The sequence below is a fragment of the Pseudomonas marginalis genome, from assembly GCF_024169655.1.
GTDB lineage: Bacteria > Pseudomonadota > Gammaproteobacteria > Pseudomonadales > Pseudomonadaceae > Aquipseudomonas > Aquipseudomonas paraveronii.
Genome location: NZ_JALJWV010000001.1, coordinates 4,933,691 through 4,948,133 on the forward strand (window position 1 = coordinate 4,933,691; position 14,443 = coordinate 4,948,133).

Below are 14,443 nucleotides of genomic sequence, written 5' to 3' on the forward strand. Positions count from 1 at the left end.
ACTGTCCGTGTCTTAAAAGCTTAGCAGCCTCCAATCTAGCCAAGATACGCGCGATTGACAGCATTAAAGCCGAAATAAGTGGCAAAGAGCCATATCAAAAAACTGCCTCTTTGCCGCATCGCGCAGACTCAGGAGCTGTAAGTCAACGCAACACATACCGCGCGATCGCTCGTAGGAATATGTACAGAACGTGCCGGCATTATCGAATGCCCTACCACAGCAAAAGCAGTGCGGTGCGTAAGGAAATCGCTGGTGGGGGGAGGTACGCGTGCATCGCCCAGGAAGAAACCAAGCGCTTTGTGCTGCTGCAAAAGCCCTACGCCACTGAGACGTTGGCCTTACTCCTGCAAAAGGTCGTCAAAGGCCGGCTGGGCCGCTCGCTGGGAGAGGAATAGGTCGAAGCGACCTCAGCGCCAGCACGCACGCAGGCGGAAGCTGAGCCGCGTTTGAGCATCGGAAGGCGGATAGCGTGCGGTGGAACATGCCACGTTGCGCGATCTTTTCACAAGGCAAAAAAAAACCCGGAAATCCTCACTTGCGTGGGCCTTCCGGATTTTCTAAACCGCCAAAAATGGTGGGTCGTGTGGGATTCGAACCTACGACCAATTGGTTAAAAGCCAACTGCTCTACCAACTGAGCTAACGACCCGCTGTGTTGTGGCGCGTATAATACTGATTTCTAAGGATTATTCAACACCTTATTTGAAATAAATCAGAAATAACGCGTTGGGTCCGTAATTCCGGCCGCTTGGAAGCCTTCTGCGCGCAGTCGGCAGCTGTCGCATTTCCCACAAGCGCGGCCGTCATCGTCTGCTTGATAGCAGGAAACAGTCAGCGAGTAATCGACGCCAAGTCCTACGCCAGCCTTCACGATATCGGCCTTGCTGAGGTTCTGCAGCGGCGCCAGGATACGGAAGCCCTGCCCCTCTACGCCGGCCTTGGTCGCCAGGTTGGCCATACGCTCGAACGACTCGACGAACTCTGGGCGGCAGTCCGGGTAGCCGGAATAATCCACCGCGTTAACGCCGATAAAGATATCGCGGGCATTCAGCACTTCTGCCCAGCCGAGGGCCAGGGACAGGAACACGGTGTTGCGCGCCGGTACATAGGTGATCGGGATGCCTTCGCTGGGCGCTTCCGGCACGTCGATGCTGCTGTCGGTGAGGGCCGAGCCGCCGATGCCGTTGAGGTTCAGACCAATGACCTTGTGCTCGGCCACCCCCATTTCGCGGGCGATGCGGGCAGCGGCGTTCAGCTCGGCGCGATGGCGCTGGCCGTAGTCAAAGCTCATGGTGTAGCAGGTATAGCCTTCAGCCTGCGCCATGGCCACCACCGTGGCGGAGTCGAGGCCACCGGACAGCAGGATTACTGCGCGTTTTTGATCAATCGGTTGGTCGGTCATTTCAGCGTCCTGGCTCGTCGTTCCAAAGGTATTTATGCAGCTGCAGTTGCAGACGGACCGGCAGGTTATCAGCCACCACCCAGTCGGCCAGGTCGCGTGCGTTCAGGTCGTGATGGCTTGGCGAGAACAGCACCTCGCCCGCGCGGCGGTCCAAACCATACTGAATCAGCTTGGAGCTCGCCCAGTCGTAATCGTCGCGCGAACAGATCACGAACTTGACCTGATCGTTGGCTGTCAGCAGGTCCAGGTTCTCGTAGAGGTTGCGATGCGCCTCTTTGGAGCCCGGGGTCTTGAGGTCGACCACTCGGCTCACACGTGGGTCCACAGCGGAAATATCCAGGGCGCCGCTGGTTTCCAGGGACACCTCGTAACCAGCGTCACACAGCTGCTTGAGCAAGGGAATGGCGTTGGGTTGCGCCAACGGCTCGCCGCCTGTCACGCAGACGTAGCGCGGCCGGTAACCGGCAACCTGCTCCAGGATGTCTTCAAGGGTGCGCACGGTGCCGCCACTGAAGGCGTAGGCGCTGTCACAGTACTGGCAACGCAGAGGGCAACCGGTCAGGCGCACAAACACTGTGGGCAGGCCGGCCGTTCGCGTTTCACCCTGTAACGAGTAAAAAACTTCGGTAATGCGTAATGTGTCTTGCATAGTCGCCACGGGCGTAACAGCTAAACAGGCTGTCCGCCTCCGTCAGGCACTTCAAGGAATTGCGCCAACGCGTCAACCCCAGGAAGCGTGTTTCATAAAAGGGCGTGGATTCTAACGAAAAAACCCGCGCCAGGCGCGGGTTTCTTCTAAACGGACTGTATCGCTTACAGGCGCTGCAGGTCGCGTTGAGCCAACTGCGCAGCGGAAGTCCCCGGATACTGGGCAACGACCTGCTGCAGAATGCCTTTGACCTTGTCGGTGTGACCCAGGCGGCGTTCTACGTCAGCGAGTTTGTACAGTGAATCCGGCACCTTAGCGTGCTTGGGGTACAGCTGGCTGACCTTGGCAAATGCCTGGCCTGCCCCCTGCAAATCACCCTTTGCCAGGTTTACCTCACCCAGCCAGTACTGGGCGTTGCCCGCATACTGACTGTTTGGGTAACGACCGAGGAATGCGGTAAAAGCCTTGCTGGCCTTATCGAAATCCTTGGCTTTGATCAGGTCAAAGGCTGCGTCGTAATACAGTTTTTCCTTCGCCGGATCACCCGGTTCACTGCTGGCAGCAGGGGCTGCGGCCCCTGCTGCTGCTCCACCGGCGGCGGCACTTGGCGCGCCACCGGCAGAAGAATTATCAGGAGTAGCGGCAGGTGTAACGCCGGCTCCTATACGTCGATCAAGATCCTGGTATCGCTCCAGGCCTTCTTGCTTCAGCTGGTTCACTTGATTCTGCAGAACTTCAATGGCGCCTTGTTGCTGCGACAATTGATCCTGCATGCGTTGCAGCTGGTTGAACAGTTCGCCCTGTGCCGAGGGAGCGGACGTAGCCGCCCCCCCAGCATAGGCGCCGTTCGTGCCATAACCCGCTGGCGGATAACTGCTCCCGCTATTGTTATAGCCTGAGTTGCTATCTTCCACAGGAACCGCAGCCCACACCGCAAGCGGCGCGAGGCTGAGAGCCAATACAGTTAGAGCACGACGGCACGTTCGCATGACGAATTACTTACGCAGTTCGACGCGACGGTTTTGAGCCCAGGACTGCTCGTCGTGGCCAGTAGCAACTGGACGCTCTTTACCGTAGGAAACCAGTTCCAGTTGGCCTGGAGCAACACCTTGCAGTACCAGGTAGCGCTGAACGGCTTTCGCACGACGCTCGCCCAGTGCCATGTTGTACTCGCGAGTACCACGTTCGTCAGTGTTACCTTCCAGAACAACGCGAGCGCCGTTAGCTTTCAGGTCTTTCGCGTGAACGTCCAGAGCGCGCATGGCTTCTGGTTTCAGGTCCGAACTGTCGTATTCGAAGTAGAAAGTGGTGATTGCGCGCAGAGCAGCTTCTTCGCTCAGGGAGCCGTCAACTGCACCAGTGTTAGCGCCGTAACCAGCGTTTGGATCAACAGCTGCGCCTTCACCGGCATTGTCGCCGCCTTTAGACGAGCAACCAACGGCTACGGACAGAGCCAGAGCCAGAGCAGCAAACTTACCAAACTTCAGCATTTCCATCGTGAAACTCCTAATGAACCCCAGTGTGTTAAGCAAATCATGTAGCGCCGCGTCAGTTCAGGTAAGGGGACCAGGATGGTTCTCTGACTTCGCCTTGTGCGGTAGGAAGCGGGAGCCTTACGCGTCCATTAATGGACACGAGCATCAAGACTCCCCGGCCCTGCTGGCGGGTGGCGTAGATTACCATGGTGCCGTTGGGCGCAACAGTGGCTGACTCATCAAGGTTGGTATCTGTAAGGATTTTTACGGTTCCGCGCTGCAAATCCTGGGCCGCAACCCGGAAATTAGTGAAACCATCCTGACGGTGAATCATCACCAACGTCTTTTCATCAGCCGAAAGCTTAGGGTTGGCGTTGTAGTTACCAATAAAGGTCACGCGTTCCGCGCCACCGCCACCCACGCTCGTTTTATAAATTTGAGGCTTGCCGCCACGGTCGGAAGTGAAATAGATGGTCGAACCATCTTTACCCCAGAACGGTTCGGTGTTGATACCAGGACCGCTGGTCACGCGGCTGATCTGGCGCGAAGCCATGTTCATCACGTAGATATCCGGGTTGCCGTCTTTGGACAGCACGAATGCCAGGCGCGAACCATCCGGCGACCAGGCTGGCGCACCGTTGAGGCCTTCGAAGTTGGTGATCTGCTCACGACGGCCAGTATCGATGTGCTGGACGAAGATGCGCGGACGTCTCTGTTCAAAGGACACGTAGGCAATGCGCTTGCCGTCCGGCGCGAAGCGCGGCGACAGGATTGGCTCACGCGATTGCAGCAAGGTCACCGCCCGCGCGCCATCATAGTCGGAACGCTGCAGCGTGTAGCGCGTGTTATCTACGGAGAAACGCTCAGCCGTTACATAAAGCAGACGCGTCGAGAAAGCACCCTTGATACCGGTGAGTTTTTCAAACGACTGATCCGAGATGTAGTGGGCCATGTCTCGCAATTGCTCGGCGGTGCCCGATACGCTGCCGGTCAAGACCTGCTGCTCGGTCGCCACGTTGAACAAGGTGTACTGGATCTGCAGGCGACCGCCGGCCGGCACGATGCTGCCGACCATCAGGTACTGGGCGCCTACGGCTTTCCAGTCACGGAAGATGACTTCGCTGGCCTGGGTCGGCTGGCTGATCATGTTGCCTTTCGGAATCGGCGCGTAATAACCGGAGTTGCGCAGGTCGTCGCTGACGATCTGGGCCATGTCGTCCGGCAGCACGCTGCCGCCCTGCCAGCCGAACGGTACAACAGCGATCGGGGTGGCCCGATCGCTACCGCTGGTGACCAGGATGTTCTTTTCATCCGCCGCCGCTATCCCTGCCATACAGCAAATAACGACAAGCATTCCTCGAAGAAGGTTTCTCACAAGGCTAAATCCTCAGGTGTGAATGTCATCTTGAATGAACGATAGGGAGCGAAGTCGCTTGGTTTCATTCCCTGCATCTCGGTCAACCGGCCAATATTCTTGACCGCCGCGACCGCCGAACTGTCGAACGAACCGTCACCACTGGACTTGGCCACGCTGACCGAGGTCACCGTACCGTCCGGCAACATGCCGATCTGCAGCACTACTGTCATGCCTTTGCGTGCCGAAGGTGGACGCGTCCAACCTTCTGCTGCCCGCGCCCGAATCAGGTCGTCGAAACTGCCCGCGACTTCATCGCCACGCTCATCGGCCAAGGCTTGCTGACGCTGCGGCGTGTCGGAGAGCAAATCTGCCAAGGCCTGGGCCTTTTTCTCTTCGGCGGATTTACGCGCTGCTTCCTGGGCCTTTTTCTTGGTGGCATCGGCGGCAGCTTTCTTCTTCGCGTCGTCGGCGATTTTCTTTTTCGCCTCGTCTGCTTCAGCTTTTTTCTTGGCGTCTTCGGCGGCTTTCTTCTTCGCGTCTTCGACTATCTTTTTCTTGGCGTCTTCAGCGGCCTTTTTCTTGGCCTCTTCTTCGGCAGCTTTTTTGGCTTCTTCTTCAGATTTCTTCTTGGCTATATCAGCCAATTGTTTCTCTTCGGCTTTTTTAGCTTCGGCAGCTTTCTCGGCTTTCTTGGCTTCATCAGCCTTTTTCGCCTCGTCAGCCTTCTTCGCTTCGTCAGCCTTTTTCGATTCCTCGGCCTTTTGAGCCGCCTCTTCTTTCTTTTGTTCCGCAGCAGCCTTCACCGCTTCCTGCTCGACCTTCTTCTGTTCCATCTGCTCGACTTCAGTCTGGCGCGCAGCCGACTTCTGGGCCTCACCCGCAATCTTCTGATTGGTCTGGGTGGTGGCCTGACTTTTCGATTTCAGCTGATACAGGGTCGCCTGCACGATCGGCTTGGCTGGCGGCAGGTCCGGGGTCATGGCAAAGCTGACGAACAGCATGCCAAACACCAGGACGTGCAGGGCAATTGCCCAGACGCTAGGCCAGAAGTAGCTTTCCGAGGCGGACGGCTCTCGCTGTTGGTGCATCAGGGCGCCTCGGTAATCAAGCCAACGTTACCGACGCCGGCCTTCTGCAGCCCGCCCATGGCGCCCATGACGGAGCCATAGTCGACGACTTTATCGCCGCGAATGAACACCTGGGTGTGCTTGCCGCCCTCGTTGCCGGACCGGATGATCTTGGTCACGGCGTCGGTCATCTGCGGCAAGGTCATGGCCTTGTCCTGCTGTTTCTGGGTGTCGACTTCGCTGCCAAGGTTCCAGTAATAGGTCTTGTCAGCCTTGATCGAAATGGTCAGGACCTGAGTGTTGTTGTCTTGCGGCAAGGCTTCGCTGGAAACCTTGGGCAGATCAACCTTCACGCCCTGATTGAGCATCGGCGCGGTCACCATGAAGATCACCAGCAGCACCAGCATCACGTCGATGTAAGGCACTACGTTCATCTCGGCGACCGGCTTGCGCTTTTTGCGAGCTCGAGCGATTAAAGCCATTGGGAATTACCTGCTTATTCTTCGCTGGTGTGCACTTTACGGTGCAGGATCGCCTGGAATTCGTCGGCGAAGGTGTAGTAACGGCTGATCAAGGTTTCACCGCGCGCGGCGAAGCGGTTGTAGGCGATTACCGCCGGGATCGCAGCGAACAGGCCGATCGCGGTGGCGACCAGGGCTTCGGCGATACCCGGGGCCACGGTGGCCAGGGTCGCTTGTTGGGCCTGGGCCAGGCCGCGGAAGGAGTTCATGATCCCCCACACGGTACCGAACAGGCCGATGTACGGGCTGACAGAACCCACGGTGGCGAGGAACGGCAGGCTCTGCTCCAGCTTCTCTTCTTCGCGGGAGATGGCCACACGCATGGCACGGGCCACGCCTTCCATGACCGCTTCCGGGTCGACGCCCGGCTGCTGGCGCAGGCGGGAAAATTCCTTGAAGCCGGCACGGAAGATCTGCTCGACGCCCGAATCCGGGTCAGGGTTGCTGCCAGCCTGGCGATACAGTTTGGACAGGTCGATACCCGACCAGAAGCGCTCTTCGAAGCTCTCCAGGGCTCGTCGACCGGCACGCAGCAGGTTGCTGCGCTGAAAAATCATGACCCAGGATGTAACCGATGCGGCTAACAGGATCAGCATCACCAGTTGAACCACGACACTGGCATTACTGACCAGGCTCCACATGGAGGAATGGTCGACGACGGTAGGTTCCACGCTAAATCTCCTGCTTTGATTGTTTACCCGCGCCGCTCACGGCAGCAAAGGCCGCACGTAGAGTTTCGGGAATGGCCCGAGGTTTCAAACTATTGGTGCGCACACACGCCACCAGGAACTGCCCCTCACAGAGCAGCGTTGCATCCGTAGCCCGCCTGACCTGCTGTTTAAAGCGCAGGCTGACCCGGTTCAATTCGATTACTTCAGCGCTGACCAGCAGCTCATCGTCCAATCGCGCGGGTGCGTAATAACGCGCCTCGCTGGAATGCACGACAAACAACAGGTCCTCTCCTGCCAGCTGGGATTGGGCAAAGCCCAACTCCCGTAGCCGCTCGGTTCGAGCCCGCTCCATGAACTTGAGGTAGTTGACGTAATACACGATGCCGCCAGCATCGGTGTCCTCGTAATAAACGCGACAGCGATGTGCGAACGACTGATCCCCATTTTGCGCGCGCATACTCTAGTGCTTACTCCTCAGGTTGCCAATCCGCTCAGGCAACTGTTTTTTCATTCGCTGAAACATTTTCACTGACTGAATGACGACGCCAGCCACTAGGACAGCACAAACCTCGAATAAATCGACGAACAAAGCGCTTTTAATCGTCCACTGCATCGAGGAATTCGTCTACTACAGGCATCTCGCCCAATCGTGACGGAATGTTTAGCCCAAAGTGCAAATAGGCATGCCGGGTAACCACCCTGCCCCGCGGCGTGCGCATGATGTAGCCCTGCTGGATCAGGTACGGTTCCAGCACATCCTCAATGGTATGGCGCTCTTCACTGATGGCGGCCGCCAGGCTGTCCACGCCCACCGGGCCACCGTCGAACTTCTCGATCATGGTCAGGAGTAGCCGTCGATCCTGGTGATCGAAGCCGTGCTCATCCACGTCCAGCAGGTTCAACGCCAGGTCGGCCACAGGCTTGGTGATATGCCCCTTGGCCCGCACTTCGGCAAAATCGCGCACGCGTCGCAGCAAACGGTTGGCGATCCGTGGCGTGCCCCGCGCCCGACGGGCGATTTCAAACGCGCCTTCGGGGTCCAGGGGCAGGCCGAGAATGCCGGCCGAACGGCTGACGATGGTCGCCAGGTCTGCGGTGCTATAGAACTCTAGACGTTGGACGATGCCGAAACGGTCTCGCAACGGGTTGGTCAGCATGCCCGCGCGCGTGGTCGCGCCCACCAGGGTGAACGGCGGCAGGTCGAGCTTGATCGAGCGGGCCGCGGGGCCTTCACCGATCATGATGTCGAGCTGGAAGTCTTCCATCGCCGGGTACAGCACTTCCTCGACGATGGGCGACAGCCGGTGGATTTCGTCGATGAACAGCACGTCGTGCGGTTCGAGGTTGGTCAGCAGCGCCGCCAGGTCGCCCGGACGCTCCAGCACCGGGCCGGAGGTGGACTTGATCGACACCCCCATTTCCTGGGCGATGATGTTGGCCAGGGTGGTTTTACCCAACCCCGGCGGGCCGAAGATCAAGGTGTGATCCAGGGATTCACTGCGCCCACGCGCAGCCTGGATGAACAACTCCATCTGCTCGCGCACCGTGGGCTGGCCGATGTAGTCGGCCAGGCTCAGGGGGCGGATGGCGCGATCCTGGATTTCTTCACGGTCACGGGGGCCGGTGGCCGCGATCAGACGATCAGCTTCAATCACTTAAATCATTCCCTTCAGGGCTCGGCGGATCATGTCTTCGCTGCTCAGGTTCTTGTCCTTGATGGCCGACACCGCTTTGCTGGCTTCCTGCGGCTTGTAGCCCAGGGAGATCAGCGCGCTGACCGCATCGCTTTCGGCACTGGCCACCTGGCCCGCCGGCTGGTTCGGCTGGTTCGGCACCAGGGCGAACATGCTCGGGGCGACTTCCCAGGCCTTGAAACGGTCCTTGAGCTCCACCAGCAGGCGTTCGGCGGTTTTCTTGCCGACCCCCGGCACCTTGGTCAGCGCCGAGGTGTCCTGGGCCGAAACAGCGCGCACCAGTTCGTCCACTTCCAGGCTCGACATCAGCGCCAGGGCCAGTTTCGGCCCTACGCCATTGAGGCGAATCAATTCGCGGAAGAAGTCGCGGTCACGCTTGCCAATGAAGCCATAGAGCAGTTGCGCATCTTCGCGCACCACAAGGTGAGTATGCAGGGTCAATGGCTCGCCAACCGACGGAAGGCGATACAGGGTGGTCATGGGCACTTCCAGCTCATACCCCAGCCCGTTGACATCCAGAATCAGGTGCGGCGGCTGTTTCTCAGCCAGGGTGCCGCGCAAGCGTCCAATCACGGTTCAAATCCTTAAGGCTTGGGGTCAGATCGAGGCCTGACCGGAAATAACGATTGCGCCGATGCTATCAGAGACGTAGCCGCCCGCCACGACTGCGTGCCGCCCCCAGGCCGTGAGGCAGCAGGCTGGAACGGGTGTGCGCGTGGCAAATGGCGATGGCCAGGGCGTCGGAGGCGTCGATCTGCGGCTTGGCGGTGAGCTTGAGCATGTGCATGACCATCATCTGCACCTGTTCTTTATTGGCCGCACCGGTGCCGACCACAGCCTGCTTGACCTGGGTGGCGGTGTACTCGGCGATTTCCATGGCCTCTTCGGCACCGGCCACGATGGCGGCGCCACGGGCCTGACCGAGCTTGAGGGCCGAGTCGGCGTTTTTCGCCATGAACACCTTTTCGATCCCCATGGTCACCGGCTTGTAGGTCTGGATCACTTCACGCACACCGCGATAGACGATCTGCAGGCGCTCGGCCAACTCGCCCGAGCCAGTGCGGATGCAGCCCGAGGCAACATACACGCAGCCGCGCGGGGTGTGTTGCACCACGCCAAAGCCGGTGATGCGCGAACCGGGGTCGATACCTAGGATTAAAGTCATAACGCCTGCAGGTCGGGTAAACACAATTTTTGATACAGGGAAGATCCAATGTGGGAGGGGGCTTGCTCCCGATGGCAGTGGTTCAGTCGATTTATAAATGACTGACACACCACCATCGGCAGCAAGCCCCCTCTCACATGTTGATCCACATCGCCCTTCAGCCCAGTTGCTCGGCTACCGACTCTGGAATGTCAGCATTAGAGTAGACGTTCTGCACGTCATCCAGGTCCTCAAGCATATCCAGCATCTTCAGCACTTTCTGCGCGCCGTCCAGGTCCAGTTCGGCGCTGGTGGTCGGCAGCATCACGATTTCCGCGTCGGTGCCTTTGAAACCGGCGGTTTCCAGCGCGTTACGCACCGCATAGAACCCGGCGAACGAGGTGAACACGTCGATGGAGCCATCTTCATTGGTCACCACGTCGTCAGCATCCGCTTCCATCGCGGCTTCCATCAACGCGTCTTCATCCACATCCGGCGCAAAGGAAATCTGGCCCTTGCGCTCGAACAGGTAGGCCACCGAGCCATCCGTGCCAAGGTTGCCACCGCACTTGCTGAACGCGTGGCGCACGGCCGCGGCGGTACGGTTGCGGTTATCGGTCATGCACTCGACCATCACCGCCACGCCGCCCGGGCCGTAGCCTTCGTAGGTCAGCTCGACCATGTCGTCGGTATCGGCCGCACCGGCGCCACGGGCCACGGCGCGGTCGATGATGTCGCGACTCATGTTGGCGCCGAGGGCCTTGTCCAGCGCCAGGCGCAGACGCGGGTTGGAGCCCGGATCACCGCCACCCTGGCGGGCGGCGACGGTCAGTTCGCGAATCCACTTGGTGAAAATCTTGCCTTTCTTGGCATCCTGACGCTCTTTGCGGTGCTTGATGTTCGCCCACTTGGAATGGCCAGCCATAACACAACTCCGAAATTCTCTAGAAACCTTATCAACCCCGCCCCAGGCGGGATACAACCCTTGTAACGCAAAGGCGCATCCGAAGATGCGCCTTTTTGACTGCGTAAAACCTTATCGCGCTTTCACGCAGCGGCCTTACTCAGCCTTCGGCGCCTCGCGCAGGCGGATATGCAGCTCGCGCAGTGCCTTGGCATCCACGACACCCGGGGCCTGGGTCATGACGTCCGCAGCGCTCTGGGTTTTCGGGAAGGCAATCACTTCACGGATCGACTGGGCGCCGGTCATCAGCATCACCAGACGGTCCAGGCCGAAGGCCAGGCCGCCGTGGGGCGGTGCGCCGTATTTCAGGGCGTCGAGCAGGAAGCCGAATTTCTCTTCCTGTTCGGCTTCGTTGATGCCCAGCAGACGGAATACCGCTTGCTGCATTTCCTTGCGGTGGATACGGATCGAACCGCCACCCAGCTCAGTGCCGTTCAAGACCATGTCGTAGGCGCGGGACAGCGCGCCCGCCGGGTTGGCTTCGAGCTCTTCTGGCGAGCACTTCGGCGCGGTGAACGGGTGGTGCAAGGCGCTGAAGCTGCCGTCGTCGTTCTCTTCGAACATCGGGAAGTCGACGACCCACATCGGTGCCCACTTGCAGGTCAGCAGTTCCAGGTCGTGGCCCAGCTTGATCCGCAGCGCGCCCAGGGCTTCGCTGACGATCTTGGCCTTGTCGGCGCCGAAGAACACGATGTCACCGTCGACCGCGCCCACGCGATCGAGGATCACATTGAGGTTGGCTTCCGGGATGTTTTTCACGATCGGCGACTGCAGGCCTTCAACGCCCTTGGCGCGCTCGTTGACCTTGATGTACGCCAGGCCCTTGGCACCGTAGATGCCGACGAACTTGGTGTAATCGTCGATCTGCTTGCGCGGCATACTCGCGCCGCCAGGCACGCGCAGGGCTGCGATGCGGCATTTCGGGTCGTTGGCCGGGCCGCTGAACACCTTGAAGTCGACATCCTTGAGCTGGTCGGCCACGTCCACCAGTTCCAGCGGGTTACGCAGGTCTGGCTTGTCGGAACCGTAGCGGCGCATGGCTTCTTCAAAGGTCATGTGCGGGAATTCGCCGAATTCCAGGTCCAGCACTTCCTTGAACAGGTTGCGGATCATTTGTTCGGTGATGCCCATGATCTCTTTTTCATCGAGGAAGCTGGTCTCGATGTCGATCTGGGTGAATTCAGGCTGGCGATCAGCACGCAGGTCTTCATCACGGAAGCACTTGGCGATCTGGTAGTAACGGTCGAAGCCGGCCACCATCAGCAGTTGCTTGAACAGCTGCGGCGATTGCGGCAGGGCGAAGAAACTGCCGGCGTGGGTACGGCTCGGCACCAGATAGTCACGCGCGCCTTCCGGAGTGGCACGGGTGAGGATCGGGGTTTCGACGTCGAGGAAGCCGTTTTCATCGAGGAAGCGGCGGATGCTGGTGGTCATGCGCGAACGCAGACGCAGCTTCTCGGCCATTTCCGGGCGACGCAGGTCCAGGAAGCGATAGCGCAGGCGGGTTTCTTCGCCAACATCGGAGTATTCGTTCAGTGGGAACGGCGGGGTTTCCGACTCGTTCAGCACTTCAAGCTCGTAGCCCAGCACTTCGATCGCGCCAGAAGCCATGTTCGGGTTCACCGCACCGGCCGGACGCAGGCGTACCTTGCCGGTGATCTTCACCACGTATTCGCTGCGCACGCGGTCGGCGGCGGCGAAGCTCTCGGCGCGGTCCGGGTCGAACACCACCTGGGCCAGACCATCACGATCACGGATATCGAGGAAGATCACCCCGCCGTGGTCGCGGCGACGGTGAACCCATCCGCAAAGGGTGATTTCCTGACCTTCCAGGGTCTCGTTCAGTTGGCCGCAATAATGGCTGCGCATCATGGTAGTGGTTTCACTTCTCGTAATTCGAAATTCGGTGGCAGGCTTGGCCTCAGTCACCGCACATAAGTCAGGGGACGGATAATGCAGGAGCCTGCGCGTAGAGTTCAACTCAGTCTGCTTTGTCGCCGCCCGCCAGATTCTTCTTCGAGCCGGTCTTGAAGTCGGTCTCGTACCAGCCGCTGCCGCTCAGGCGGAAGCCCGGCATGGACAACATCTTTTTAAGCTGCGGCGCCTGGCAGGCTGGGCAATCGACCAGCGGCGCGTCGCTGATCTTCTGGATGGCTTCCAACTGATGACCACAGGAAGCGCATTGATAGTCGTACATGGGCATGGAGATGTCTCGGCGATCAGATCGTTACTGTGCCGCGCCTGCCTCCGGACAGAGGGCACTGCGCAGAAAGCGCTGGCAGCAGCAAAGCGCGGGATTATATCTGGTAAATCGAGGCAGCGCAGCCGGCTTTCTGCCCGAGGCCCGGCCCGCGTGCACGTTGGGCCGGCCCCGGAACCTCCGGATTACTCAGGGTTTGACAGGCAAGCACGGCCTTTCAATACGTGAACCACGCACACCACTCGGACCAGCCCGCTGAAGTTCTTCACGCCGCCATAGCGCAAATGCACTTCCCGATCGACATAAGACAACAACGCACTGACTGAACAGGCATTGAGCCTGGCTATTTCCGTGAGGATATTCCAGTAGATCTGTTCCAGCCGCAGGCAAGTGGAAAACCCATTGAGCCTTACCGATCGGGACAGCGGCCGCGCCAGCCCCATATCGAACCCTTTGACAAAGGGATCGACGTTTATCTTTTGAAAACCACAGGTCTCCATCACTCTACTACCCACTCCACGTGACATACAACCGACACTCCATTGCCAAACAGCGGTCCATGGGTTTCTCCCATTGGACGGTGGGCCTATCAAACAGCAGGAGGACGGGGGCAGCCAGAAGACGGGGAGTTGATAGTCGTAGGACAACGCCAGGAAACACGGAGAAACAAGCGAGCGGCGCCAGGACGGCGCCACCCGGGGTCGACGTCTACTTGCTTTCGAGCAGGGAACGCAGCATCCACGCGGTTTTTTCGTGAACTTGCATACGCTGGGTCAACAGGTCGGCCGTCGGTTCATCGCTGACCTTATCGAGCAGTGGAAAAATGCCGCGCGCGGTGCGCGTAACCGCCTCCTGGCCCGCCACCAACTGTTTGATCATCTCTTCAGCGCTGGGCACGCCCTCTTCTTCCTTGATCGAAGACAGACGCGCATAGATCGAATAGGCACCCGGCGCCGGGAAGCCCAGGGCACGAATTCGCTCGGCTATCAGGTCCACCGCCAGCGCCAGTTCGTTGTACTGCTCTTCGAACATCAAGTGCAGCGTGCGAAACATGGGGCCCGTGACGTTCCAGTGGAAATTGTGGGTCTTCAGGTACAGCACATAGGTATCGGAAAGCAGACGCGAAAGCCCGTCGACGATGGATTTGCGATCTTCTTCACTGATACCGATATCGATTGCCATGTTTATCCCCTTCAATTGAACAGCATTCATTGATCAGGTGCCGGACCACTCTAGCAAGAGTACTCACCGTGTGCAGCCCGACGCACCGAGGCGACGTGCGGCAAATCGCCCTGCTTGG

General features: G+C 59.2%; 18 protein-coding genes and 1 tRNA gene. 1 reads left to right on the forward strand and 18 read right to left on the reverse strand.

Annotated elements, in window-relative coordinates; translation table 11 throughout:
* Positions 1-206 precede the first annotated feature (206 nt).
* Positions 207-395 (forward strand): hypothetical protein, encoded by a 189-nt coding sequence (locus J2Y83_RS22655; RefSeq protein ID WP_253398458.1) that lies wholly within the window; start codon positions 207-209, stop codon positions 393-395.
* Positions 396-572: 177 nt separating this feature from the next.
* On the opposite strand, the gene J2Y83_RS22660 is transcribed toward J2Y83_RS22655, so the two are convergent.
* The 18 genes from J2Y83_RS22660 to J2Y83_RS22745 all read right to left on the reverse strand — a co-directional run bounded on the left by J2Y83_RS22660 (position 573) and on the right by J2Y83_RS22745 (position 14,325).
* Positions 573-648 (reverse strand) — tRNA-Lys (locus tag J2Y83_RS22660).
* A gap of 63 nt (positions 649-711) precedes the next feature.
* On the reverse strand, positions 712-1,386 hold the full coding sequence (queC, locus tag J2Y83_RS22665) for a 7-cyano-7-deazaguanine synthase QueC (protein ID WP_253400435.1): 675 nt from the start codon (positions 1,384-1,386) through the stop codon (positions 712-714).
* Between the two features lie 16 nt (positions 1,387-1,402).
* Positions 1,403-2,050: a 7-carboxy-7-deazaguanine synthase QueE gene (queE, locus tag J2Y83_RS22670; RefSeq protein WP_017847133.1), complete on the reverse strand. Its 648-nt coding sequence runs from the start codon at positions 2,048-2,050 to the stop codon at positions 1,403-1,405.
* A 164-nt stretch (positions 2,051-2,214) separates the two neighbouring features.
* Entirely contained in the window at positions 2,215-3,039 is an 825-nt protein-coding gene (gene ybgF, locus J2Y83_RS22675; protein WP_046490075.1) for a tol-pal system protein YbgF, read from the reverse strand.
* A gap of 6 nt (positions 3,040-3,045) precedes the next feature.
* Complete coding sequence (pal, locus tag J2Y83_RS22680) at positions 3,046-3,546, reverse strand: peptidoglycan-associated lipoprotein Pal (protein ID WP_003209827.1); 501 nt, start codon at positions 3,544-3,546, stop codon at positions 3,046-3,048.
* A gap of 52 nt (positions 3,547-3,598) precedes the next feature.
* Positions 3,599-4,879 carry a Tol-Pal system beta propeller repeat protein TolB gene (gene tolB, locus J2Y83_RS22685; RefSeq protein WP_174555573.1) on the reverse strand — a complete coding sequence of 427 codons (1,281 nt, stop codon included), beginning with the start codon at positions 4,877-4,879 and terminating at the stop codon, positions 3,599-3,601.
* Positions 4,880-4,896: 17 nt separating this feature from the next.
* Positions 4,897-5,970, reverse strand: coding sequence for a cell envelope integrity protein TolA (gene tolA / locus J2Y83_RS22690; protein ID WP_017847130.1), 1,074 nt, complete (start codon positions 5,968-5,970; stop codon positions 4,897-4,899).
* On the reverse strand, positions 5,970-6,422 hold the full coding sequence (gene tolR / locus J2Y83_RS22695; protein WP_161630238.1) for a protein TolR: 453 nt from the start codon (positions 6,420-6,422) through the stop codon (positions 5,970-5,972). Before tolR ends, tolA begins: the two co-directional genes overlap by 1 nt.
* Before the next feature lie 23 nt (positions 6,423-6,445).
* Entirely contained in the window at positions 6,446-7,141 is a 696-nt protein-coding gene (gene tolQ, locus J2Y83_RS22700; RefSeq protein WP_017847129.1) for a protein TolQ, read from the reverse strand.
* Position 7,142: 1 nt separating this feature from the next.
* The gene (gene ybgC / locus J2Y83_RS22705) at positions 7,143-7,598 is read right to left on the reverse strand and encodes a tol-pal system-associated acyl-CoA thioesterase (RefSeq protein ID WP_247400512.1); all 456 of its coding nucleotides are present in this window, start codon (positions 7,596-7,598) and stop codon (positions 7,143-7,145) included.
* Between the two features lie 139 nt (positions 7,599-7,737).
* A complete protein-coding gene (gene ruvB, locus J2Y83_RS22710; protein WP_024077146.1) occupies positions 7,738-8,796 on the reverse strand; it encodes a Holliday junction branch migration DNA helicase RuvB in 1,059 nt (352 codons plus the stop codon).
* Positions 8,797-9,408, reverse strand: a complete 612-nt coding sequence (gene ruvA / locus J2Y83_RS22715; protein WP_253398460.1) for a Holliday junction branch migration protein RuvA — start codon at positions 9,406-9,408, stop codon at positions 8,797-8,799.
* A 67-nt stretch (positions 9,409-9,475) separates the two neighbouring features.
* A complete protein-coding gene (gene ruvC / locus J2Y83_RS22720) occupies positions 9,476-10,000 on the reverse strand; it encodes a crossover junction endodeoxyribonuclease RuvC (RefSeq protein WP_247400516.1) in 525 nt (174 codons plus the stop codon).
* 157 nt (positions 10,001-10,157) lie between these two features.
* Positions 10,158-10,904, reverse strand: coding sequence for a YebC/PmpR family DNA-binding transcriptional regulator (locus J2Y83_RS22725; RefSeq protein ID WP_253398462.1), 747 nt, complete (start codon positions 10,902-10,904; stop codon positions 10,158-10,160).
* Between the two features lie 135 nt (positions 10,905-11,039).
* The gene (gene aspS / locus J2Y83_RS22730; protein WP_253398463.1) at positions 11,040-12,815 is read right to left on the reverse strand and encodes an aspartate--tRNA ligase; all 1,776 of its coding nucleotides are present in this window, start codon (positions 12,813-12,815) and stop codon (positions 11,040-11,042) included.
* Between the two features lie 109 nt (positions 12,816-12,924).
* Positions 12,925-13,146 (reverse strand): FmdB family zinc ribbon protein, encoded by a 222-nt coding sequence (locus tag J2Y83_RS22735; protein WP_100938824.1) that lies wholly within the window; start codon positions 13,144-13,146, stop codon positions 12,925-12,927.
* Positions 13,147-13,328: 182 nt separating this feature from the next.
* The gene (locus J2Y83_RS22740) at positions 13,329-13,670 is read right to left on the reverse strand and encodes a ribbon-helix-helix domain-containing protein (RefSeq protein WP_247401619.1); all 342 of its coding nucleotides are present in this window, start codon (positions 13,668-13,670) and stop codon (positions 13,329-13,331) included.
* Positions 13,671-13,851: 181 nt separating this feature from the next.
* Entirely contained in the window at positions 13,852-14,325 is a 474-nt protein-coding gene (locus J2Y83_RS22745; protein ID WP_104902566.1) for a Dps family protein, read from the reverse strand.
* Positions 14,326-14,443 lie beyond the last annotated feature (118 nt).